The organism is Microcystis sp. LE18-22.4A, from assembly GCF_027531105.1.
In the GTDB taxonomy this organism is placed as follows: Bacteria; Cyanobacteriota; Cyanobacteriia; order Cyanobacteriales; family Microcystaceae; genus Microcystis; species Microcystis aeruginosa.
This window is the reverse complement of record NZ_JAPZRB010000501.1, coordinates 1-1,574: the sequence shown is the minus strand read 5'-3', so window position 1 is coordinate 1,574 and position 1,574 is coordinate 1. Positions and strand designations below refer to the sequence as shown.

Annotated in this window: 2 protein-coding genes; both read right to left on the bottom strand. The window is 47.0% G+C overall.

All coding sequences use genetic code 11. From position 1 onward, the window contains the following. Nucleotides 1–653: 653 nt before the first annotated feature. Nucleotides 654–926, bottom strand: a complete 273-nt coding sequence (locus O9295_RS21600; protein ID WP_004163459.1) for a DUF3143 domain-containing protein — start codon at nucleotides 924–926, stop codon at nucleotides 654–656. Nucleotides 927–931: 5 nt separating this feature from the next. Next, complete coding sequence (locus O9295_RS21595) at nucleotides 932–1,426, bottom strand: J domain-containing protein (protein WP_288035238.1); 495 nt, start codon at nucleotides 1,424–1,426, stop codon at nucleotides 932–934. Nucleotides 1,427–1,574 lie beyond the last annotated feature (148 nt).

Here is a 1,574-nt window from a genome sequence, read left to right as displayed (position 1 = left end):
CATAGCCATTACGACTGATTTGTTCGAGGTTTTCTCTTTGTTCCCCTGTTAGATTGACTTTATCTCGCCGACCTCTTCCCATGATTGATGTCCTCTGCTTGTTCGAGCTATTGCCCTATTTTAGCTGAAACAGTCCACTACAAGGGCTGAAACAATCCACTACAAGGGCAGCGTTGCCGCCGTCGGAGACGCGCGAAGCTGAGGCACTGCGTTCTCGAAGAGGGGCGAAGTCTAGCAGATCGCACTTAACATCGAAAGACATTTTAGAATGCGATCGCCAAAAGTATAAAAATTTTTGATCGCAGATCAGGAAGATTTGCATCACCCTAGATTGCATCTCAGATGCCTTAGAACAGATCATCCCTGCTGGGCTATGGAATATCTAGGGCTTGCTGAAAAAGTTTTTCGGTGGTGGCAGGGTGTGGGGTGTGGGGTGTGGGGTGTGGGGTGTGGGGTGTGGGGTGTGGGGTGTGGGGTTTTATCGATTTTCAGGTGGTCAACTACCTAATTTTCAGGGAAAAAGTCCCGGAATTTTCCCCCCAATCACTCCAATGGTCGGCACTTTTTGAGGTCAAAAAAGTCTAAAAACCTTATCCAACAAGGTTTTTAGATTTATTCAGCAAACCCTAGATAGTTAAAAGTTTAACCGATGATTAGGGACCGGAAAAAACCGCCGATTCGATATCTTGGCGACTAAGGGAGTATTTAAAAGCGCGATTGATGTCACTGCCGTCATTGGCTGCCCGAAAGTAACGAACGGTGATTTCTTCGATATCGAGGCAGATTTCCGCTTTCCATGTTGGTTTTTCGACGATCCAACAGTGGATATTCTCGGTATTTTTCCGACAACCTAATTTAACTAGCCATGCTTCGATCGCCGGTAAGGGATGATTATAGAGGGGAGTATCGGCAGTGGGAATCTTCATCGCATCTAAATCAAAAATAATTGGGCTACAGTGACGGCATTCTCTCCTCGAAGCATAGCAATAATCACCGCTAGTAACAAGCAGCCCAGCAGGGTCAGTCCCAAGATAAACAAAGCAAAAATTTCTCCCGAAGATAGGGGACGATCGGTAGGATCGAGATAGGCGCTACGATTAGCTATGGGTTGATCGCTATCGGGGATAGTTTGGATGACATTCCAGCGCGAGTAACCTATCTGTAAATCATACAGGGAACGGCGATCGGGATTACTCAGGGTGGCATAAGCTTCGTTAAGACGCTGGAATTTAACCGTTGCCACTTCGGGGCTGAGTTCGGTAGTATCGGGGTGGTATCGTTTGCTGAGTTCCCGATAGGCGCGTCGCACTTCGATCACCGAAGCACTCGGATGTAGTCCTAGAATGGCATAATAAGTATCGGCAAAGCGCGAGTTAGCGGCAATGACTCGCGAAGTGGTTTGGGAATTATCGCGCTCGAAGGTCACAAGATTTTTTACCGAAAAATTGGGTTTAAAGCCTCGCCCTTTTAGGGCGACTTTATGTGATGTATGATATTAAGAATAGCGGGCCGGGTAAGCAACCGCTTAAAAAACCCAGTCATCGCAGGATGAACGCACCTTGAAAACTAGAGTT